Origin of the sequence: Pseudonocardia sp. ICBG1293, from assembly GCF_020131355.1 — a bacterium.
Taxonomy (GTDB): domain Bacteria; phylum Actinomycetota; class Actinomycetes; order Mycobacteriales; family Pseudonocardiaceae; genus Pseudonocardia.
The window spans coordinates 159,439-179,223 of the sequence record NZ_JAHLEL010000008.1 but is presented as its reverse complement, the minus strand read 5'-3'; the positions used below and the strand labels follow the sequence as shown (position 1 = coordinate 179,223).

General features: G+C 73.6%; 19 protein-coding genes. 8 read left to right on the top strand and 11 right to left on the bottom strand.

Annotation, left to right across the window (positions count from 1 at the left end):
* Positions 1-98: 98 nt before the first annotated feature.
* Positions 99-941: an IS5 family transposase gene (locus KPF47_RS05720; RefSeq protein ID WP_224386276.1), complete on the bottom strand. Its 843-nt coding sequence runs from the start codon at positions 939-941 to the stop codon at positions 99-101.
* Positions 942-1,206: 265 nt separating this feature from the next.
* Entirely contained in the window at positions 1,207-2,049 is an 843-nt protein-coding gene (locus KPF47_RS05715; RefSeq protein WP_224387489.1) for an IS5 family transposase, read from the bottom strand.
* Positions 2,050-2,278: 229 nt separating this feature from the next.
* On the opposite strand from KPF47_RS05715, the gene KPF47_RS05710 reads away from it, so the two are divergent.
* Together KPF47_RS05710 and KPF47_RS05705 are read left to right on the top strand one after the other, a co-directional pair.
* Positions 2,279-3,121 (top strand): IS5 family transposase, encoded by an 843-nt coding sequence (locus KPF47_RS05710; protein ID WP_224386276.1) that lies wholly within the window; start codon positions 2,279-2,281, stop codon positions 3,119-3,121.
* 140 nt (positions 3,122-3,261) lie between these two features.
* Positions 3,262-4,104: an IS5 family transposase gene (locus tag KPF47_RS05705; RefSeq protein ID WP_224386276.1), complete on the top strand. Its 843-nt coding sequence runs from the start codon at positions 3,262-3,264 to the stop codon at positions 4,102-4,104.
* 24 nt (positions 4,105-4,128) lie between these two features.
* On the opposite strand, the gene KPF47_RS05700 is transcribed toward KPF47_RS05705, so the two are convergent.
* The 6 genes from KPF47_RS05700 to KPF47_RS05675 all read right to left on the bottom strand — a co-directional run bounded on the left by KPF47_RS05700 (position 4,129) and on the right by KPF47_RS05675 (position 9,300).
* Positions 4,129-4,770, bottom strand: coding sequence for an energy-coupling factor transporter transmembrane protein EcfT (locus KPF47_RS05700; RefSeq protein WP_224387488.1), 642 nt, complete (start codon positions 4,768-4,770; stop codon positions 4,129-4,131).
* Positions 4,767-5,444: an energy-coupling factor ABC transporter ATP-binding protein gene (locus KPF47_RS05695; RefSeq protein WP_224387487.1), complete on the bottom strand. Its 678-nt coding sequence runs from the start codon at positions 5,442-5,444 to the stop codon at positions 4,767-4,769. Before KPF47_RS05695 ends, KPF47_RS05700 begins: the two co-directional genes overlap by 4 nt.
* Complete coding sequence (locus KPF47_RS05690) at positions 5,441-6,556, bottom strand: thiolase family protein (RefSeq protein WP_075309163.1); 1,116 nt, start codon at positions 6,554-6,556, stop codon at positions 5,441-5,443. The genes KPF47_RS05695 and KPF47_RS05690 overlap by 4 nt, the downstream gene beginning before the upstream one ends.
* On the bottom strand, positions 6,553-7,896 hold the full coding sequence (locus KPF47_RS05685; protein WP_224387486.1) for a class I adenylate-forming enzyme family protein: 1,344 nt from the start codon (positions 7,894-7,896) through the stop codon (positions 6,553-6,555). Before KPF47_RS05685 ends, KPF47_RS05690 begins: the two co-directional genes overlap by 4 nt.
* A complete protein-coding gene (locus KPF47_RS05680; RefSeq protein WP_224387485.1) occupies positions 7,893-8,492 on the bottom strand; it encodes a biotin transporter BioY in 600 nt (199 codons plus the stop codon). Before KPF47_RS05680 ends, KPF47_RS05685 begins: the two co-directional genes overlap by 4 nt.
* Before the next feature lie 88 nt (positions 8,493-8,580).
* The gene (locus tag KPF47_RS05675) at positions 8,581-9,300 is read right to left on the bottom strand and encodes a GntR family transcriptional regulator (RefSeq protein ID WP_224387484.1); all 720 of its coding nucleotides are present in this window, start codon (positions 9,298-9,300) and stop codon (positions 8,581-8,583) included.
* Positions 9,301-9,515: 215 nt separating this feature from the next.
* On the opposite strand from KPF47_RS05675, the gene shiA reads away from it, so the two are divergent.
* The 3 genes from shiA to KPF47_RS05660 are packed head-to-tail and all read left to right on the top strand — an operon-like array spanning position 9,516 to position 12,730.
* Positions 9,516-10,847, top strand: a complete 1,332-nt coding sequence (shiA, locus tag KPF47_RS05670) for a shikimate transporter (protein ID WP_224387483.1) — start codon at positions 9,516-9,518, stop codon at positions 10,845-10,847.
* Positions 10,848-10,871: 24 nt separating this feature from the next.
* The gene (locus KPF47_RS05665) at positions 10,872-11,738 is read left to right on the top strand and encodes an oxaloacetate decarboxylase (RefSeq protein WP_224387482.1); all 867 of its coding nucleotides are present in this window, start codon (positions 10,872-10,874) and stop codon (positions 11,736-11,738) included.
* A 5-nt stretch (positions 11,739-11,743) separates the two neighbouring features.
* The gene (locus KPF47_RS05660) at positions 11,744-12,730 is read left to right on the top strand and encodes a C-terminal binding protein (RefSeq protein ID WP_224387481.1); all 987 of its coding nucleotides are present in this window, start codon (positions 11,744-11,746) and stop codon (positions 12,728-12,730) included.
* 30 nt (positions 12,731-12,760) lie between these two features.
* Here KPF47_RS05660 and KPF47_RS05655 read toward each other — a convergent pair whose 3' ends face one another.
* Positions 12,761-14,284: a bifunctional UDP-2,4-diacetamido-2,4,6-trideoxy-beta-L-altropyranose hydrolase/GNAT family N-acetyltransferase gene (locus tag KPF47_RS05655; protein ID WP_224387480.1), complete on the bottom strand. Its 1,524-nt coding sequence runs from the start codon at positions 14,282-14,284 to the stop codon at positions 12,761-12,763.
* A gap of 2 nt (positions 14,285-14,286) precedes the next feature.
* On the bottom strand, positions 14,287-15,051 hold the full coding sequence (locus KPF47_RS05650) for a cytidylyltransferase domain-containing protein (RefSeq protein ID WP_224387479.1): 765 nt from the start codon (positions 15,049-15,051) through the stop codon (positions 14,287-14,289).
* Between the two features lie 39 nt (positions 15,052-15,090).
* On the opposite strand from KPF47_RS05650, the gene pseB reads away from it, so the two are divergent.
* From pseB to KPF47_RS05635, 3 genes are read left to right on the top strand one after another with little or no spacing between them, the layout of a single operon-like run.
* Positions 15,091-16,074 carry a UDP-N-acetylglucosamine 4,6-dehydratase (inverting) gene (gene pseB, locus KPF47_RS05645; RefSeq protein WP_062399211.1) on the top strand — a complete coding sequence of 328 codons (984 nt, stop codon included), beginning with the start codon at positions 15,091-15,093 and terminating at the stop codon, positions 16,072-16,074.
* Complete coding sequence (locus tag KPF47_RS05640; protein ID WP_224387478.1) at positions 16,074-17,204, top strand: DegT/DnrJ/EryC1/StrS aminotransferase family protein; 1,131 nt, start codon at positions 16,074-16,076, stop codon at positions 17,202-17,204. The genes pseB and KPF47_RS05640 overlap by 1 nt, the downstream gene beginning before the upstream one ends.
* A gap of 13 nt (positions 17,205-17,217) precedes the next feature.
* Positions 17,218-18,645 (top strand): lipopolysaccharide biosynthesis protein, encoded by a 1,428-nt coding sequence (locus KPF47_RS05635; protein WP_224387477.1) that lies wholly within the window; start codon positions 17,218-17,220, stop codon positions 18,643-18,645.
* 67 nt (positions 18,646-18,712) lie between these two features.
* Here the strand turns inward: KPF47_RS05635 and KPF47_RS05630 are convergent, their stop codons facing one another.
* On the bottom strand, positions 18,713-19,777 hold the full coding sequence (locus tag KPF47_RS05630; RefSeq protein WP_224387476.1) for a hypothetical protein: 1,065 nt from the start codon (positions 19,775-19,777) through the stop codon (positions 18,713-18,715).
* Positions 19,778-19,785 lie beyond the last annotated feature (8 nt).

Genomic DNA, 19,785 nt, shown 5'->3' with positions numbered 1-19,785 from the left:
GGCAGGCCCGTACCCGCCCTCGCCCCCAGACACTCGACCGCGGCCAAGCTGTGACCAATCCGCGCGACCTCTAAGAGGTCGCGCGGATTGGTTGGTGATCATGGACGTCGTGCAGGTCGGGCGTTCCAGCGGTGTGTGGTCCAGGCCTGCCGAATCAAGCTACGGAGTGTGACGATCGTGTCGGCGAGGTCGAAGAACGCGTCGACGACGATTTCTCGTCGTTCGTAGCAGCGCTGCAGCCGGTTGAAGCTGTTGTGCCAAGCGTTGGTCCGCTCGACGTGCCAGCGGCGGGTGGCCTGGATCGGCGCTTTCTCACCCTTGTGCGCGATCTCGCCGTGCAGGCCTCGTTCGGCCAGCGTGTCGCGGGTCTTGCCGGAGTCATAGCCGGCGTCGAGGTGCACGGTGATGTCGTCGGGCAGCGGGCCGAGAGCATCGAGGCGGTCGAGGGTGGGGCCCAGTAGCGGGGAGTCGTGCCGGTTGGCTCCGGCCAGGACTCGGCCCAGCGGGATGCCGTATCCCTCGACGAGCACCGAACGTTTCATACCCTGTTTGCGCCGGTCCACCGGCGACGGACCGGCGACCTCGCCGCCGCCGGGGGCCTTGGTGATGGCGCCATCGACGGCGATGTCGTGCAGCAGCAGACCGACGATGCGGTCGTAGGCGTCCAGGACGATCCGACGCAGCTGGGCGAAGACCCCGAGCCTGATCCACTCGTCACGACGATCGCGGATGGTGGTCGCCGAGCAGGTGCTGTCAGCGATGCCCTCATACGAGCAGCCGAACCGCAGTACCTGCAGGAGCTTGTCGAACACGATCCGATCCGCGATCCGGCGGCGATGGCAGCCCAGCGGATGGGTGGGATCGAACTCGTCTCGATGAGGCAGCAGCGCGGTGAACTGGTCCCACAACGGCTCGGTCAGCCATGATGGCAGGGTGGGCACGCGGCCTCCAGACGATCACGAAGCGTAGATAACTTCATGATCGGCAGGCCCGTACCCGCCCTCGCCCCCAGACACTCGACCGCGGCCAAGCTGTGACCAATCCGCGCGACCTCTAAGAGGTCGTTTCAGAACGACTTGTCGAGTTTCCATTGACCCCTCGACGACAGATCAAACGGCAGGTCAGATAGCCGCTTGTCGTCTACAACAGACACGTCGACCTCGTTCTGAAATGACCTCTAAGAGGTCGCGCGGAATGATGTGTTGATCATGGTCGGTGGGTGGGTCGGGTGTCCCAGCGGTGGGTGGTCCAGGCACAGCGGATGAGGCGACGCACGGTGATGATGGCATCGGCCAGGTCGAAGAAGGCGTTGATCACCGCGGTGCGGCGTTCGTAGCAGCGTTGCAGCCGGTTGAACGTGTTGTGCCAGGCGTTGGTGCGTTCGACGTGCCAGCGTCGGGTGGCTTGGATCGGCGCTTTCTCGCCTTTGTGGGCGATGACGCCGTGTAGACCGCGGTCGGCGAGCAGGTCGCGGGTCTTGCCGGAGTCGTAGCCGGCGTCGAGGTGCACGGTGATGTCGGTGGGCAGCGGGCCGAGTTCGTTGAGTCGGTCAAGTGTCGGACCGAGTAGCGGGGAGTCGTGCCGGTTGGCCCCGGCTAGCACTCGACCCAGGGGGATCCCGTTGTCCTCGACGAGCATCGAGCGTTTCAGGCCTTGTTTGCGCCGGTCAACCGGTGATGGGCCGGCGGATTCGCCGCCACCAGGAGCTTTGGTGATGCATCCGTCGACGGCGATGTCGTCCAGGGCCAGCCCGACGATGCGGTCGTAGCCGTCGCGGGCCATGCGGGCCAGCTGGGTGATGACTCCGAGACCGATCCACTCGTCGCGGCGGGCCCGCAGAGTGCTCGCTGAGCAGGTGGTGTCGGCGATTCCCTCATAGGAGCAGCCGAACCGCAGAACCTGGATGAGCTTGTCGAACACGATCCGATCCGGGATACGGCGGCGGTGACACCCCCACGGATGAGTGGGCACGAATTCCTCCCGGCCAGGCAACAGCGCGGCGAACTGGTCCCACAAGGGCTCGATAAGCCAGGATGGCAGGGCGGGCACAGAGCCTCCAAACGATCACGAAGCGTAAGCACCTTCATGATCGGAGGCCCCGTGCCCGTCCATGTCACCGGACACACCTCAGCCACCAACCCGTGATCATTCCGCGCGAGCTCTTAGAGGTCGCGCGGATTGGTCACAGCTTGGCCGCGGTCGAGTGTCTGGGGGCGAGGGCGGGTACGGGCCTGCCGATCATGAAGTTATCTACGCTTCGTGATCGTCTGGAGGCCGCGTGCCCACCCTGCCATCATGGCTGACCGAGCCGTTGTGGGACCAGTTCACCGCGCTGCTGCCTCATCGAGACGAGTTCGATCCCACCCATCCGCTGGGCTGCCATCGCCGCCGGATCGCGGATCGGATCGTGTTCGACAAGCTCCTGCAGGTACTGCGGTTCGGCTGCTCGTATGAGGGCATCGCTGACAGCACCTGCTCGGCGACCACCATCCGCGATCGTCGTGACGAGTGGATCAGGCTCGGGGTCTTCGCCCAGCTGCGTCGGATCGTCCTGGACGCCTACGACCGCATCGTCGGTCTGCTGCTGCACGACATCGCCGTCGATGGCGCCATCACCAAGGCCCCCGGCGGCGGCGAGGTCGCCGGTCCGTCGCCGGTGGACCGGCGCAAACAGGGTATGAAACGTTCGGTGCTCGTCGAGGGATACGGCATCCCGCTGGGCCGAGTCCTGGCCGGAGCCAACCGGCACGACTCCCCGCTACTGGGCCCCACCCTCGACCGCCTCGATGCTCTCGGCCCGCTGCCCGACGACATCACCGTGCACCTCGACGCCGGCTATGACTCCGGCAAGACCCGCGACACGCTGGCCGAACGAGGCCTGCACGGCGAGATCGCGCACAAGGGTGAGAAAGCGCCGATCCAGGCCACCCGCCGCTGGCACGTCGAGCGGACCAACGCTTGGCACAACAGCTTCAACCGGCTGCAGCGCTGCTACGAACGACGAGAAATCGTCGTCGACGCGTTCTTCGACCTCGCCGACACGATCGTCACACTCCGTAGCTTGATTCGGCAGGCCTGGACCACACACCGCTGGAACGCCCGACCTGCACGACGTCCATGATCACCAACCAATCCGCGCGACCTCTTAGAGGTCGCGCGGATTGGTCACAGCTTGGCCGCGGTCGAGTGTCTGGGGGCGAGGGCGGGTACGGGCCTGCCGATCATGAAGTTATCTACGCTTCGTGATCGTCTGGAGGCCGCGTGCCCACCCTGCCATCATGGCTGACCGAGCCGTTGTGGGACCAGTTCACCGCGCTGCTGCCTCATCGAGACGAGTTCGATCCCACCCATCCGCTGGGCTGCCATCGCCGCCGGATCGCGGATCGGATCGTGTTCGACAAGCTCCTGCAGGTACTGCGGTTCGGCTGCTCGTATGAGGGCATCGCTGACAGCACCTGCTCGGCGACCACCATCCGCGATCGTCGTGACGAGTGGATCAGGCTCGGGGTCTTCGCCCAGCTGCGTCGGATCGTCCTGGACGCCTACGACCGCATCGTCGGTCTGCTGCTGCACGACATCGCCGTCGATGGCGCCATCACCAAGGCCCCCGGCGGCGGCGAGGTCGCCGGTCCGTCGCCGGTGGACCGGCGCAAACAGGGTATGAAACGTTCGGTGCTCGTCGAGGGATACGGCATCCCGCTGGGCCGAGTCCTGGCCGGAGCCAACCGGCACGACTCCCCGCTACTGGGCCCCACCCTCGACCGCCTCGATGCTCTCGGCCCGCTGCCCGACGACATCACCGTGCACCTCGACGCCGGCTATGACTCCGGCAAGACCCGCGACACGCTGGCCGAACGAGGCCTGCACGGCGAGATCGCGCACAAGGGTGAGAAAGCGCCGATCCAGGCCACCCGCCGCTGGCACGTCGAGCGGACCAACGCTTGGCACAACAGCTTCAACCGGCTGCAGCGCTGCTACGAACGACGAGAAATCGTCGTCGACGCGTTCTTCGACCTCGCCGACACGATCGTCACACTCCGTAGCTTGATTCGGCAGGCCTGGACCACACACCGCTGGAACGCCCGACCTGCACGACGTCCATGATCACCAACCAATCCGCGCGACCTCTTAGTCCATCTTTCGTGATCCGGGTCGGTCGTCGGGTTCGTCGTCGCCCCACCCGCGCGCCGCCAGGGCCTCTCCGAGTGCGTCCGCGTGCCGCAGTGTCCGCACCAGGAACGGCACCGCGAACGCCGTCGGCGACCGCTCCGCCCCACGGGCCCTCGCCGCCTCCCGGACCTGCCCGGCGATGCCGGACAGCGTGGCGATCGACTGGAGTGTCAGTCCGACGAGAAGACCGAGGCGCTCCGGCACCACCCCGAACCGGCGCAGCGGCCCGAGACCGCGTTCCACGGCACCGACCAGGTCGTCCACCCGGGTGGTGAGGGTGAACAGGGTCGCCGCGCCCAGCGCGGCGACCAGGCGCAGCACCACCACCAGCGTCCGTTCCGGGCCGATCAGCCACCACTGCACCGCGCCGAGCAGCAGTGCCAGCAGCGCCAGCGTGCGCAGCACCGGCCGGACCCGGTGCCACGGGATGCGGGCGAGCAGGTACCCGGCGGCGACGAGGGCGCACAGCGCGCCGAGCACCCGCGGGTCGCCGGTGAGCACCGTCCCGGCCGCGAGCGCCAGCACCACGAGCAGTGACGGCCCGGCCGGCGCCCGGTGCAGCGGGCTGGTGCCCGGTGAGTAGAGACCGAGCGGGGTCACGAGCCGCAGAGCCTGCGGTAGTACGCCACGGCCGGGCCCGGCTCGTCGTCGGCGACGACCCGGCCCCCGTCGAGGACGACGACGCGGTCGAACCCCGTCAGCAGGTCCAGGTCGTGGGTGGCGAGCAGGACCTGCTGGCGCAGCCCGGCGAGGCGGTCGGCGAAGGCCCGCTGGTTGCGCAGGTCGAGCAGGGTGGTCGGCTCGTCGCAGACCAGTACGTCCGGGTCGAGCACCAGCACCGCGGCCAGCGCGAGCAGCTGCTTCTGGCCGCCGGAGAGCTGGTGGGCGGGGTGCTCGACGTGGTCGCCGAGCCCGAACTCCGCGAGCGTCGCCTCGGCCCGCCGGGCGCGTTCGGCGCGGTCGCGCACGGTACGGCGCAGCGAGAACGCGACGTCCTCGCCCGCGGTCGGCATGACGATCTGGGAGTCCGGGTCGGAGAAGACGAACCCGACCCGGCGGCGGACGGCGGCGCCCTCGCGGGCGGGGTCGCGGCCGTCGACGGTCACGGTGCCCTCGATCGGGGTGACCAGGCCGTTGACGGTGCGGGCCAGGGTGGACTTGCCGGAGCCGTTCGCGCCGACCAGCCCGATCCGGCGTTCGGGCAGGGTGAGGGTCACCTCCCGCAGCACGGTGCGCTCGCCGTAGCGGTGCCCGACGCCCGAGAACCCGATCACCGGACCACCCGCCAGCTCGTCGCGACGCCGAGGCCGCCGCCCGAGGACAGCGCGGCCAGCCCGGTCTCGCCGCGGCCCTGCACGACGAGCCGGTGGAACAGCCGTACGACCAGCACCGCGCCCGAGGCGCCCCAGGGATGGCCCAGGGCGATCGCGCCCCCGTCCGGGCTCGCCCGGTGCTCGTCGATCCCGGCGGCGTCGAGACAGGCCAGGGCCTGTCCGGCGAAGGCCTCGGTGAACTCGACGGCGTCCGGGGCGGCCGGTCGGTCGCGCAGTGCGGCGAGCGCCGGGACGGCGCCGAGGCCGAGGTCGGCGGGCGGGCAGCCGCGGGTGGCGGCCGAGACCAGCGCGAGCCCGGGCACGCCCAGCTCCCGCCGCCGCCACTCGGGCACCAGGGCGACGGCGGCGGCCCCGTCGTTCACCCCGCAGGAGTTCGCGGCGGTGTGGGCGCCGCCGGGGGTGAACGCGGGCCGGAACCGGGCCATGCGGTCGGCGGTGAAGCGCTCGCGGGGACGCTCGTCGGCGGTGCGGGACGCGACCGGGACGAGCTCGTCGTCGAAGCGGCCCGCCCGCTGCGCGTCGACGGCGCGGGCGTGGCTGCGGGCGGCGAACGCGTCGAGCCGGGCGCGGGACAGACCCGCCCGGGCGGCGACGTCGTCGGCGGCCGGACCCATGTCCGGATCCGGATCGCCTGCCGGGGCGAACGGCGCACGGGTGTAGACGGTGCCGTCGGCCCGGGTCCGGGTGGGCGCGGTCGACGGGGACTCGGCACCGCCCGCCAGGTACCCGACACCGTCGCCGGCGCGGACGGCCGCGGCGGCGGCGAGGATCGCGGACAGCCCGCTCGCGCACTGCCGGTCCACGGTCATGCCGGGCACGTCGTCGCCGAGCCCGGCGGCCAGCGCCGCGACCCGGGCCGGGTTGCCGCCGGGGCCGAAGACGTTGCCGAGGAGCACGTCGTCGACGTGGCCGCCGAGGGTCCCGGCCAGCGCCGCGAGGACGGGGGCCGCGAGCGCGTCGACGGTCACCGCCCGCAGCGACCCGCCCGCGGTGCCGATCGGGGTGCGTCGCGCGGCGACGACGACCGGGGTGGCGTCGTCGGGGCCGCTCACTCCGGGTCCCCGAGCGGTACGGCGTCCAGGCTGCCGTCGTGCAGGGCGGCGTCGACGGCGGCGCGGGCGGGCTTGCCCGATCCCAGCCGGGGCAGTGCGCGGGTGACCAGCCAGCGACGCGGGCGCTTCGCGGGGGACAGGGCGGTCCGGGCCGCGGCCCGCAGGGCGCGCCGGTCCGGGACGTCGTCGCGGGCCTCGACCACGGCGGTGACCACCATGCCCAGGGACGCGTGCGGGGTCCCGGCCACGACGACGTCGTCCACCCCCGGGACTCCCCGCAGCACCTGCTCGACCTCCTCGGCGGCGACCAGCGTCCCGCCGGAGGAGATGGTGGTGGCGGCGCGGCCGAGGACGGTCAGACCGCCGTCGGCGGTGAGCTCGGCACGGTCCCCGACGGTCGTCGGTCCGGGGGCGGCCGGTTCGAGCACGCCGCGGGTGAACCGGCCGCGCACCGACTGCGGGCTGTCCACCCACAGCACGCCGTCGTGCACGGCGAGCCGCACGCCCTCGACCGGGCGCAGCGGGCCGTCGTCGCGGCGGGTGGCGATCAGCGAGTGCTCGGCCGAGCCGTAGTACTCCAGCAGCGTGGTGGTGGGCAGCAGCCGGGCGCACCGCTCCCGGACCCCGGGCGCGACGTGCGCGCCGCCGCACACCACGACCCGCGGCACCGGACCGCCCGGACGGCGCTCCCGCTCGTCGAGCAGCGCGCTGAGCTGGGCGGGGACGAGGTGGACCGAACCGCCGTCGGGCAGGTCGGTCGGGTCGAGCCGGCCGCGGGTGACCAGGCCCAGGCCGTGGTGCAGGGCGTGCAGCGCCCCGAACAGGTACAGCGTCGACGACGGCGGCCCCGGCACGAGGACCGGGCCCGGCAGCCCGCCGAGGAGGTCGAACCCGATCCGCCAGGAGCGCCGGTCGCGGCCGAGCACGCTGGGGACGCCCGTGCTCCCCGAGGTCGTGGGGAGCAGGAACAGCCCCGGGGTCCGCGGTCCCCCCTCGGCGGTCGCGGCCCGGCCGTCGGTACCGACGACGTGGTGCGGCGCGGCGTCGGCCAGCACCGCGGCGCGTTCCCGGACGGTCCAGCCGGTGTCGGCCAGCAGCGACGCCGCGCCCAGCCGGTCCGCGGCGAGCAGGTGGGGCAGGACCGCCCACCGGGCCCGGGTGGGGGTGTCGAGCACGACGCGTTCCCCGGCCCGCACGCCGAGTCGGGCCAGGCGTTCCCCGGCGACGGCGACGGCGTCGGCCAGCCCCCGGGGCAGCCACGGAGCGGGGACGACGGGCGCGGAGCCGTCGTCGTGGTCGGGGGGGTCGACGCCGGGGGAGTCGATGCCGGTCCCGCTCACCGGACCCGGGGCTCGGACGACGCGGACCGGACCGGCCGCAGGTCCGGCAGGGCCCGGTGCACCAGCGACGCGACCAGCGCGGCCAGCACGATCTTGACCAGGTCACCGGGCACGAAGACCAGGGACTGCACGATCCCGCCGGTGACGTCCCCGATGTAGACGCCCAGCCAGGGCATGCCGATCACGTAGTCGGCGAGCAGCCCGGCCACGCAGGCCAGCAGCAGCACGGGCAGCGACCGCGACCGGAACCGCGTCACGACCAGGCCCGCGACCAGCGCGGACAGCAGCCAGCCGACGAGGAACCCGCCGCTGGGCCCGAAGAACGCGGCGCCGTTGCGGCCGCCCGACAGCAGCGGGAGCCCGACCGCGGTGAGCACCAGGAGCAGCGCGACCGACGCCGTGCCGAGCCGCCACCCGAGGATCACGCCGGCCAGGATCGGGCCGACGTTCTGCAGGACGATCGGCACCCCGGCGACCCCGGCGACCCCGGCGACCCCGGCGAAGCCGGGGAACAGCCCGAGGACGGCGATGAACGCGGCGAACACGACCACGCGGGCGAGGTCCGCGGCGGGGAGCGCGGGACGGGATCCGGACACGCGCGAAGGGTAGGCCACCGGTACCGCCCCCCGGCAGCTGTTGCGCGCGGCATCACCCCGGGCCGGGTGACCGCCGGGTCGGCCGGGGTCAGAGCGAGAGCTTGTGCCGGATCCGCTGCCCGCGGCTGAGCCGGGAGCTGCGCTCCCGCTCCTGCAGCGAGGTCGCGTAGACCTGCTTGGCCCGGTCGATGTGCCGTCGCAGCACGGCGACGAGGCCGGCGACGTCGTGGTCGGCGACCAGCCCCACCACGGCGTGGTGCTCGCGCATCGACTCGTCGAAGGCGCCCGCGGTCCGGACCGACAGGTGCACCCGGATCGCCGAGATCTGTGCGTAGATCAGGTCGTAGGCGCTGCGCAGGTAGCGGTTGCCGCAGCAGTCCAGGAACGCCAGGTGGAACTGCGCGTCGAGCTGGTTGTAGCGCAGGAAGTCGGCGGCGTCGAGCGCCTCGCGCATCGGGACCAGCAGCCCGTCCAACGTGGACCGCAGTCGCTCGGCGTCGGACTCCAGGGCGAGTTCGGCCGCCGCGCACTCCAGCCGGAGCCGGCACTCGCACAGCTCGTGGAGCTGCTCGACGCTCGGCCGGAAGATGTAGGTCCCCGACTTCGGCACGATCTCGACGAGTCCCTGGGTGCGCAGCGTCTTCAGGGCCTCGCGGACCGGGGTCCGGGACACTCCGAACGCGGAGGACACGAGGTCCTCGGACAGGGCCTCGCCCAGCTCGAAGGCCCCGTCCATGATCGCGGTGCGGAGCCGGGCGGCGACGTCGGCGGCCAACGATCCGGAACCGTCGGGGCGTCGCGCTGGCATCGCTGGTGTCCCTTGCTCGACCGCGGTGACCGTGGGTGCCGGTACCGGACCCCATCATCGCATCACTACGTGCATCCTAGTTGGTGGCTATCTAGGGTCTCAGTAGCCCGGCGGGATGATCCCGTCGTCCGTGTCGCCGTCGAGCAGCACCGGGCCCGGGTGCACGACGACGATCCGCCCGCCGACGATGGCGTGGCTGTGAGAACGGATGGGGCATGGACGCCGCAACCTTCAGTCCCGAGGACAACCGCCGGGCCCGCCGGGCCGCCTTCGGCAGCTTCGCCGGGGCGGTGATCGACTGGTACGACTTCATCCTGTACGGCCTGGTCGCCGCCCTCGTCTTCAACTCCCAGTTCTTCCCCGGGATCAGCCCGGTGGCCGGCACCCTGGCCGCGTTCGCGACCTTCGGGGTGGGCTTCCTCTTCCGCCCGCTCGGCGGCGTGGTCTTCGGTCACTTCGGTGACCGGATCGGCCGCAAGCAGATGCTGGTCATGACCATGATCCTGATGGGCTCGGCGACCACGCTGATCGGTCTGCTGCCGACCTACGACTCGATCGGCTGGTGGGCGCCCTTCCTGCTCGTCGTGCTGCGGGCCGTGCAGGGCTTCGCGGTGGGTGGCGAGTGGGGCGGCGCGGCCCTCATGGCCGTGGAGAACGCCCCGCCGAAGCGGCGGGCGCTCTACAGCAGCGGTGTGCAGGTCGGCTACTCCGTCGGTCTGATCATCGCGACCGGCCTGATCCTGCTCATGCGTGCCGTCACCACCGACGAGCAGTTCCTGGCGTGGGGCTGGCGGGTGCCGTTCGTGGCCAGCGTCCTGCTCGTCCTGGTCGGGCTCGTCGTCCGGGCCCGGGTCCAGGACTCGGAGGAGGTCGCCGAGCGCGTGGAGCGGGCCGAGCGGGTCGCGGGTGGCCGCCGGGTCCCGCTGCTGGAGGCGCTGCGCAGCCACCCCGGCGCCTTCGGCCGGATCTTCGGGCTCCGCCTGGTCGAGCTGGTCTCCGGCTACATCGTGATCACGTTCGCGGTCAGCTACGCCTCCGACGAGCACGGGTTCTCGAAGGACTTCATGCTCAACGTCGGTCTGCTGGTCGGTGCCCTGGGGATCGTGTCCATCCCCACCTTCGCCTGGCTGTCGGACCGGTTCGGCCGACGCCGCATCTACCTGACCGGGTCGGTCGTCGGCGTGCTCGCGGCGGTGCCGTTCTTCCTGGCGATCGAGAGCGGTTCGCAGATCGCCGTCGCGCTGCTCGCGGTGATCCTCTTCAACATCGCGCACGACATGGCGGTGAGCGTGCAGCAGCCGCTGTTCACCGAGATGTTCGGCGCGGAGTTCCGCTACAGCGGCGCTGGGGTCGGATACCAGGTCGCCAGCGCGATCGCCGGCGGTTTCACCCCCTTCATCGCCGCGGCGCTGGTCGCCTCGACCGGCGGCTCCTGGTACCTGGTCGCCGGCTACCTCCTGCTCAGCTGCCTCGTCTCGGCGGTCCTGGCCTGGCGCATCGAGCGCCCCACGGCCGCGACGACGCCCACCGCCGTCACGGCGGCCTGACCCCACCCGGATCGGAGACCCACCATGCCTCCCAGCCCCGCCGCCACGCTGCGCCGCCTGCTCGCCGGGCCGGACATCGTGCTCGCCCCCGGTGCGGCGGACTCGGTGACCGCCCGCCTGGTGCAGGCCGCCGGCTTCCCCGCCGTCTACCTGACCGGCTTCGGCGCGACCGCCAGCCGCCTGGGCACCCCCGACATCGGCCTGCTCGGCCAGACCGAGATGACCGAGCACGCCCGCAACATGACCCGGGCCGTCGGGATCCCGGTGGTGGCCGACGCCGACACCGGCTACGGCGGTCCGTCCAACATCGAGCGCACCGTCCACGAGCACCTGCAGGCCGGGGTGGCCGCCATCCACCTGGAGGACCAGGTCGCGCCGAAGCGGTGCGGCCAGATGGCCGGTGTCCGGCTGATCGACGCGCAGGAGAACGCGGCGCGGCTGCGCTGCGCCGTCCGGGCCCGCGGCGAGCACGACCTGGTGATCATCGGTCGCACCGACGCGCTGCAGCCGGCCGGCGTCGAGGAGGCGCTGCAGCGGGCCGCCCGCTACGCCGACGCCGGGGTCGATCTCGTCTTCGTCGACGGTGTGAAGACCGTCGCGGAGGTCGAGAAGATCGCCGCCGGGGTCCCGGGGCCGAAGGTCGTCTCGCTCGTCGACGGGACCGACGCCGCCCGGCTCACGGCGTCGGACCTGCAGGAGCTGGGCTTCGACCTGGTGCTCTACGCGGTGACCACCCTGTTCGCCGCCACCCGCGCCGCCGCCGACGCGCTCGCCGACCTCGCCGCGGTCGGGTCGCTCGCCGGCGGTCCGGCCCGGCACACCTACGACGAGTTCTCCCGCGTCGTCGACCTCGCCCACCACCAGGACCTCGACCACTCCTTCGGAGCGTGACCGCTGTGCCCACCGTCGTCGTCACCGACTACGAGTTCCCCGACCTCGAGCTGGAGCGGACCCTCGTGGAGGAGGCCGGGCTGCGGTTCGTCGCCGCCCGCACCCGTACCCCGGACGAGATCGTGGCCGCCTGCGCCGACGCGGACGGCATCATCAACCAGTACGCCCAGCTCACCGCCGAGGTGATCGCCCGGCTGCCCCGGACCCGGGTCATCTCCCGCTACGGGATCGGGCTGAACACGATCGACGTCGACGCGGCGACGGAGGCCGGCATCCTGGTCGCGAACGTGCCCGACGGCTCGCTCGACGACGTCTCCGACCACGCCGCGGCGATGATCCTGGGGCTCGCCCGCGGTCTGGGCCGCCAGGACCGGTCGATGCGCGAGGGCGGCTGGGACTACGCGGCATCGGGACCGCTCCACCGGCTGCGCGGCCGGGTGCTGGGTCTGGTCGGGTTCGGCCGGATCCCGCAGCGCCTGGCGGCCAAGATGCAGGCGTTCGGGATGCGTGTGCTGGCCAGCGACCCGTACGCCGACGCGGCCGTCGCCGCGTCCGCCGGGGTCGAGCTGGTGGCGCCCGGGGAGCTCTACCGCCGGGCGGACGTGGTGTCCGTGCACGCTCCCCTCACCGCGGCGACCACCGGCATGGTGGACGCGGCGGCGTTCGCCGCGATGAAGCCGACCACCTACCTGGTCAACACCGCGCGGGGGCCGGTGGTCGACGAGGCCGCCCTGGTCGGGGCGCTGCGCGACGGCCGGATCGCCGGTGCCGGGCTCGACGTCTTCGACCGCGAGCCGCTGGCCGCCGACCACCCGCTGCGGGGACTCGACTCGGTCCTGCTGAGCCCGCACTGCGCGTGGTACTCGGTCGACTCGGAGGCCGAGATCCGCACCAAGACCGCGCAGAACGTCATCGACGTCCTCACCGGGCGGGAACCGGCCTACCCGGTGAACCGGCCGGTGACCCCGCGGGCCGCGACCGTGGGCGGCTGAGCGGGCGCCGGCCGATCACCGCGCGCGGGCTCACAGGGTGCGGCGGAGCGTCCGGAAGCCGTCGGCGTCGGGAGCGGTGGGGTCGGCGTAACCGGCCCGGGCGAACAGCCGCTCCGACGCGTCGTTGCCGGTGTGCACGACGGCGGTCACCGCCGTCCCGGCGCCGGCGCGGGCGCGCAGCGCGTCCTCGCCGGCCCGCAGCAGCGGCCCGGCGAGACCCGCACCGCGGCGTTCCGGCGCGACCGTGATCGACACCTCCCAGGCGGTGTCCGCGCGGTCCCAGCGGACGGTGCCGACCGGGCCGCGGGCGTCGTCGACGACCAGGAGCAGCCGGTCGTCGCGCTCCAGCGAGCCGGTGAGCCAGCGGCGGTGGGTGGCGAGGCCGACCTCGTCGTGGCTGCGCGACCAGCGCCGGGTGCCGGGGTCGTTGCGCCAGGCCAGGAGCAGCTCGGCGTCGTCCGGCCGGGCGCGGCGGGCGCGGAGCACCCCGGCGAGCACCCGCTCCTCGGCGGCGACGCGTGCCTCCCGGCCGGAGGACGTGCCCACCGCGGTGGCCAGGGCGTCCACGACCCGGCCCGCGCCCTCGCCGTCGACGACGGTCGCGGCCCGCCCGGCGAGCGCGGCGCGGGTGTCCGGGCCGGTCAGCAGGGCGCGCAACACGGCCGCGGCTCCCGCCGGGTCGGTGAGGTCCCGGGTCCCGCCCAGCCCGGCGGCGGCACCGGCGTCGACGACGGTGCGGTAACCCTCGGTCTGGTTGTCCGCGGCCCGGACCAGCGCCATCGGGACGCCCACGCAGCACAGCTCCCACACCGTCGTCCCGGCGGCGCTGACGACGAGGTCGGCCTCGGCCATCGCGGCGGGCAGGTCGGACAGCGGCGGGACCGCGCGGAACGTGGCGGGCCCGCCTGCGGGCAGGTCGAGGGGCCGCCCGCCGGGGACGACGACGTCGACCGCGGCGGGGGCGTCCGCGGCGGCGAGGGCGGCGACCACCCGGGGCAGCAGCCCGGCGGCGTCGGTGCCCCCCATCACGACGAGCACCCGGGGCGGCCCGGCGTCCGGGGTGTCGGCGGCACGCAGGGCCCGGCGGGCGCGGGCGCGGCGGGCCGCCAGCCGCAGCGGCGCGTAGCCGGGTCCGCGGAGCAGGACGGGTGAGCCGTCGTCGGGGCGGGGGTGGTCCCCGGCCCCCATGTTGGGGTCGACCACGACGTCACCGGGGCGACGGCCGGTCGCGAAGTCCTCCACCGTCGACAGCACGATCCCGGCGTCGTGCAGGGCCGGCCGCAGGTCGTCGCCGAGCAGGTAGTGATCGACGTGCACGGCGTCGATCCGGTGCTCACGGGCCAGCGCCGCGAGTTCGCCTGCGGTGTCGGCCGGGGGCAGGACGGGTCCGGGCTCCCGGACCAGCCCGGACCACAGCCAGTCCAGCCCGTCGAGTCGTCCCGACCAGGACACCTCGTGCCCGGACAGCACCGCGGCCTCGGCGACCGCGGCACACCGGACGGCGTGCCCCACCCCCGTCGACGGTCCGGCGTCGCAACGCAGCAGCAGACGCACGGTCAGCCCTCGGCGAGGGGCTTCTGGCGGACGTGCGCGTTGCGCTCCACCAGGTCGGGTCGCGACCGCAGCACCGCCACCACCGACCGCCAGTCGCTCCGGCCGCCCAGTGCCTCCACCAGGCCCTGCAGGGCGTGCAGGTCGTCGGCGGTGTCGAGGGTGACGCGCAGGTCGTCGGCCGCCGGGGCGACGACGAGCCCGAGGCAGCGGAACCGCTCCGGGGCGCCGTAGAGGCCCGACGTCACGTGGATCCGGTCGTAGCCGGTCGCGGTGCCGGCCAGCTCGCGCAGCGCACCGGTGCGCGCCAGCTCGACGTCGAGGCCACGGGGCAGGGTGCGCACCAGGGTGGTCGCGACGTAGTCGTGGTCCGGGGCGTCCCGCCAGGTCGCGGCGACCAGCGACACCAGCGCCGGGTCGAGCAGCGGGCAGTCCGCGGTCAGGCGCACCACGGCGTCGCAGGGGTGCTCGTCGGCGGCCTGGACGAAGCGGGCGAGCACGTCGTCCTCGGAGCCGCGCACCACCGGGGCGCCGAGCGCCGCGGCCCGCTCGGCCACGGCGTCGTCGCCCGCGGCGGTCGAGGTCGCGACGACCACGCGGTCGACGCCCTCGGCGGCCCGGGCGGCCGCGACCACCCGGTCGAGCACCGGTGTGCCGCCGAGATCGGTGAGCACCTTGCCCGGGAGCCGCGTCGACCCCGTCCGCGCCTGGATGACCGCGTTGACCCGCACCCGTACCTGCTTCGATTCGTCCGGTTGAGCGCGTGCCATCATGCCGGGCGGAAGAAATTCCGCAGATCTGGAGGCGTGATGTCGGTACTCAAGGGCTCGTCGGTCCTGGTCACGGGCGGGACGGGGTCCTTCGGGAAGGCCTTCGTCCGCACCCTGCTCGACCGCTACGAGCCGCGGCGGCTGGTGATCCTCTCGCGTGACGAGCTGAAGCAGTACGAGTGCCGCTCGCTGTTCGAGAACGACCCGCGGCTGCGCTGGTTCCTCGGTGACGTCCGGGACCAGCCGCGCCTGCGCCGCGCGATGCACGGCGTCGACTACGTGGTGCACGCCGCGGCGCTCAAGCAGGTGGACACCGCCGAGTACAACCCGTTCGAGTTCATCCGGACCAACGTCGAGGGCTCGCAGAACGTCGTCGAGGCCGCGATCGACGCCGGGGTGAAGAAGGTCGTCGCGCTGTCGACGGACAAGGCGTCGAGCCCGATCAACCTCTACGGCGCCACCAAGCTGTGCGCCGACCGGCTGTTCGTGAGCGCGAACCACTACGCCGCCGCCTACGAGACCCGGTTCGCCGTGGTCCGCTACGGCAACGTGCTCGGCAGCCGCGGCTCGGTGGTGCCGCTGTTCAAGAAGCTCGCCGCGGACGGGCAGTCGCTGCCGATCACCGACAAGCGGATGACCCGGTTCTGGATCACCCTGCCGGACGCGGTGCAGTTCGTCATCGACTCCTTCGACGCGATGCAGGGCGGCGAGCTCTACGTGCCGCGGATCCCGTCGATGCGGATGACCGACCTCGCCGAGGCCATCGCCCCCGGCGCCGCGACCCACGAGATCGGGATCCGGCCGGGGGAGAAGCTGCACGAGGAGATGATCGCCGCCGACGACTCGCGGCGGACCCTCAAGCTGGCCGACCGCTACGTCGTCGAGCCCTACATCGCCGGCTGGGGCTACACCTCGCCCGCCGACGGCGAGCCGGTCCCGGACGGGCAGGCCTACCGGTCGGACACCAACGACCTGTGGCTCTCGCCCGAGCAGCTGCGCGCGATGGTCGAGGCGCTCGACTGATGCTCCCCTACGGCCGGCAGTCGATCTCGTCGTCCGACGTCGAGGCGGTCACGGCGGTCCTCGGGACCGACTGGTTGACCACCGGCCCCGCCGTGACCCGGTTCGAGGACGACCTCGCGGCCGTCTGCGGGAACCCCGCGGTGGCCGTGACCAGCGGGACCGCGGCGCTGCACGTCGCCTACGCGGCGGCCGGGGTCGGCCCGGGCCAGGACGTCGTGGTCGCCCCGCTGACCTTCGTCGCGACGGCGAGCGCCGCGGCGCTGCTCGGGGCGGACGTGGTGTTCGCCGACGTCAGCGAGGACACGGGCAACCTGGACCCGGACGCGGCGAAGGCCGCGCTCACCCCGAACACCACCGTCGTGGCCGGGGTCGACTACGCGGGCCACCCGATCGACGCCGACCCGCTGCGCGCGGTCGCGCACGACGCCGGCGCGCTGCTGCTGGAGGACGCCGCGCACTCCGTGGGCGGCACCTGGCACGGCCGCCCGGTCGGGGACCTGGCCGACCTGACCACACTGAGCTTCTTCCCGACCAAGAACCTGACCACCGCCGAGGGCGGCGCGGTGGTGTCCCCGCGCGCGGAGCTCGTGGCGGGCGCCCGCTCGTTCCGCAACCACGGTCTCGTCCGCGACAAGGACGCGCAGCGGTTCCCCGACGAGGGTCCGTGGCACCAGGAGGTGCACGCGTTCGGGCTGAACTACCGGCTGCCCGACCTGCTCGCCGCACTCGGGTCGTCGCAGCTGCGGCGCCTGGACGCGTTCCGCCGTCGCCGCGCGGAGATCCACGCCCGCTACGACGCCGCGCTCGTCGACGTGCCCGAGGTCCGGACCCCGGCGCGCCGCGACGGCGCCGACCCGGCGTGGCACCTGTACCCGCTGCGCGTGCTCGACGGCCGCCGGCGTGCGCTGTTCGAGTACCTGCGCGACCACGGCATCGGGGTGCAGGTCAACTACGTCCCCGCCTACTGGCACCCGGTGTTCGCCGATCTCGGGTACCGCCGCGGCCTGTGCCCGAACGCCGAGACGTACTACGCCCAGCAGATCTCGCTGCCGCTGTTCCCGGACCTGACCGACGCCGACGTGGACCGGGTCGCCGCCCTGGTCCGGGAGTTCCTCGGGCACTCGGTGTGAGGGAGGCGTGAGCGTGGACGCCAGCCGGGAGGTGCTCGGGCGCGGCTCGCTCTACACCCTGGGCAGCGTCGCGCCGATCCTGGCGAACGTCGTCGTCACCCCGTTCGTGACCCGGCTGCTGGGCGACGCCGAGTACGGCGTCGTCGCGGTCGGGCTGATCCTCGTGCAGGTCGGCGCGATGGTCGTCGGGTTTGGGCTGGCGTCGTCGATCACCCGGCACGGGATCCTGGAGAGCTCCGGCGCCGACGGCGCGCGCGCCCTGGTGCTGCAGGGCAGCGCGCTCTCGCTGGTGGTCGTGGTCGCCGCGGTGCTGGCCGGCCCGTGGTGGAGCATGCCGGTGCTGTCGGTGCCCTGGCGGGTCGGGCTGGTCTTCGCCGGGCTGGCCGCGGCCGGTTTCGTGGTGGTGCTCAACGCCCAGGCGTTCCTGCGGGTGCAGGACCGGCCGGTGCCCTTCGTCGTCATGTCCGGGGTCGCGACGCTCGGCGGCCCGCTCGCCGGGCTCGCGCTCGTCGCCTGGCGGGCGAGCGACGCCGACGACTACCTGTTCGGCCTGCTGCTCGGCTACCTCGCCGCCGCCGTGACCGGGCTCGTGCTCGCGCTGCGCGGCGGCCGGCCCCGCAGCGCGCAGAGCTGGTCGTGGCCGCACTCCGCGCGGGGGGACTTCGCCCGGGCGCTGCGGATCGGGCTGCCCGCCGTCCCGCACCTGGTCGCGCTGCTGCTGGTGCAGAACGCGCTGGTCCTGATCGTGAACCGGTACTTCGGCGTCGCCGACGGCGGCCGCATGCAGATCGCGCTGCTCCTCGGCTCGGCCCCGGCGATGATCGTCTCCGCGCTGAACAACGCCTGGGCGCCGGTCATCTACCGGACCGCGCCGCAGGCCCGCGGCGCTGCCCTGGAACGCACGGCCCGCGACGTCGGCGCCGTCGCCGCCGCACTGTCCGGCGGTGTCGCGCTGCTCGCCCCGTTCCTGCTGCGGATCCTCGCCCCGGCCTCGTTCGCCCCGGCCGACCTCGTGCCGGTGGCCGCGGTCGCCACGCTCGGCGCCGTGGTGAGCGTCGTCTACCTGGCGAACGTGCACCTGGTCTTCGCGTCCGGGCGCAGCGGTGGGCTGGCGCTCGCGAGCCCGGTCAGCCTCGTGCTCGGGCTGGTCGCGGCGGTGCTGCTGGCCGGGACCGGCTCGCTGACCGCCGTCGCCGCCGGGTTCCCGCTGATCTACCTGGCGCTGGCCGCCGGGACGTCGCTGCTGCGCCGCCGGGTGTCACCGACCCGCTGGCGGGAGGCGGTGCTGGCCGGGCCGCTCGCCGCCGGGGTCGTCGTGTGCGGGGCCGGGGTCCTGCTGCCCGCCGACGGCGTCCTGTGGCTGACGGTGCGCTTCGTGCTGGCCGCGGCGCTGGGCGTCGCGCTGCTCGTGCTGGTCCGCCGGATCTTCCGCCCGTCCTGATCACCGGGAGTGGGGCGCGGCGTGCGGGTGGCCCGCGCGTCCGGCACGCCTCTCCCCGCGGTCACGGTCAGGCGTCGAGGGGCTCCTCGGTCGCGACCGGGGTGGGCAGGCCACGCGGCAGCGGCTTCGGCAGCGCGGCCAGCGGGTGGCGCAGCCACAGCAGCGGGTTCGCACTGCCCGCCGACATGGCCTGCGTGCTCGCCGCGGAGCGCCGGGTCAGCCCGAGCACCATCGCCGCCTTCGCCAGCGGCGACGCCGCGTAGTACTGCAGGCCCGGTCCGACGCTCGGGGTGCGGCCCCAGCCCAGCACCCGGCGCAGCCCGGCCGGGTCGAGCAGGTGCTGCGCGCCCAGCTCGCGGCGGGCGAGCGCGGTGGCGGCGGCGTCGGCCGCGGCGCCGTCCTCGGGGCGGGAACCGTCGGCGGGGTCGGCCGTGTGGAACTCCGGCCAGGTCGCGCGCAGCTCGTCCACCGCGGACGACGACTGCGCCCCGAACGTCAGCGGGTCGCCCCACACCGCGGCCGGGGTGCCGACGGCCGCCGCGTACAGCACGGCCGTCGAGAGCCGGTTCGACGACACCCGGCTCGCGTTCCCGACCAGGTGCATGATCCGCAGCAGGAAGTGCGGGTCGTCCCGGCGCCCGGCGGTGACCAGGGTGTGCCCGGCCTCGCGCCAGGCGGTGGTGATCTCCGGGTCGGTCATGTCCTCGTGGTGCAGGCACACCGTCGACGGGCCGTCGACCTTCGCGATGTGCCGGGCGAGGTCGGCGTGTGCGCCGGTCACCCGGACCAGCCGGGTGCCGTGGAACGGGACGAACACCGGCCCGATCCGTTCGGTCGGCCGCCAGCCCCGCGCGCGCAGCAGCTGCTCCAGGTAGAGGACCGGGGCGCCGACCGGGGTGGTCTCGCGGTCCTCGTGGGCGGGGGACCAGCCGCGGCAGGCGTGCGACCAGACCAGCAGCCGTCGCTGCCGGGGGTCGGTGCCGACCTTGGGGAAGTCCGCGAAGTGCGCCGCCACCGGGCTGACCGCGGTCCAGCCGTGCTGCAGCAGCCCGGCGATGTGCCGGGGCCTCGGCAGACCGGCATGGGCGGCGAGGACGGCGGAGTGGCCGTAGTAGTGGTTCTGGATGTCCATCGCCGTGC

Excerpts from the sequence above, each read along its gene's own strand:
- KPF47_RS05640 (WP_224387478.1), top strand. The coding sequence starts at position 16,074 with ATGCTCCCCTACGGCCGGCAGTCGATCTCGTCGTCCGACGTCGAGGCG.
- shiA (WP_224387483.1), top strand. The coding sequence starts at position 9,516 with ATGGACGCCGCAACCTTCAGTCCCGAGGACAACCGCCGGGCCCGCCGG.
- KPF47_RS05665 (WP_224387482.1), top strand. The coding sequence starts at position 10,872 with ATGCCTCCCAGCCCCGCCGCCACGCTGCGCCGCCTGCTCGCCGGGCCG.
- KPF47_RS05630 (WP_224387476.1), bottom strand. The coding sequence starts at position 19,777 with ATGGACATCCAGAACCACTACTACGGCCACTCCGCCGTCCTCGCCGCC.
- KPF47_RS05675 (WP_224387484.1), bottom strand. The coding sequence starts at position 9,300 with ATGCCAGCGCGACGCCCCGACGGTTCCGGATCGTTGGCCGCCGACGTC.
- KPF47_RS05650 (WP_224387479.1), bottom strand. The coding sequence starts at position 15,051 with ATGGCACGCGCTCAACCGGACGAATCGAAGCAGGTACGGGTGCGGGTC.
- pseB (WP_062399211.1), top strand. The coding sequence starts at position 15,091 with ATGTCGGTACTCAAGGGCTCGTCGGTCCTGGTCACGGGCGGGACGGGG.